The organism is Streptococcus suis, from assembly GCF_002964045.1.
GTDB lineage: Bacteria > Bacillota > Bacilli > Lactobacillales > Streptococcaceae > Streptococcus > Streptococcus suis_U.
The window spans coordinates 1-275 of sequence record NZ_POPB01000435.1 but is presented as its reverse complement, the minus strand read 5'-3'; the positions used below and the strand labels follow the sequence as shown (position 1 = coordinate 275).

Annotated in this window: 1 protein-coding gene; it reads left to right on the top strand. The window is 43.3% G+C overall.

What is annotated here, in order from left to right:
* Nucleotides 1-275: cation:dicarboxylate symporter family transporter (locus C1E99_RS11205; protein WP_153060198.1), on the top strand; the 275-nt coding region annotated here is incomplete at both ends.

Sequence of the window (275 nt, the reverse complement as noted above, 5' to 3'; positions counted from 1 at the left end):
ATGGTTTACTGCTCTTACTCTTGGTTGGAAGCATGTTTTTTGTCGCGCTTGTTGTCAATCCCTTGATTGCTTTTCTTGTAATGAAGAAAAATCCTTACCCGCTGGTGTTTGAATGTCTTCGGGTTAGTGGGGTTACGGCATTTTTTACAAGAAGTTCAGCAGCTAATATTCCTGTCAATATGCAGCTCTGCAAACGTTTAGGAGTGGATCCAGATACATACTCAGTATCCATTCCGCTCGGTGCCACAATTAATATGGCTGGCGCGGCTATTACG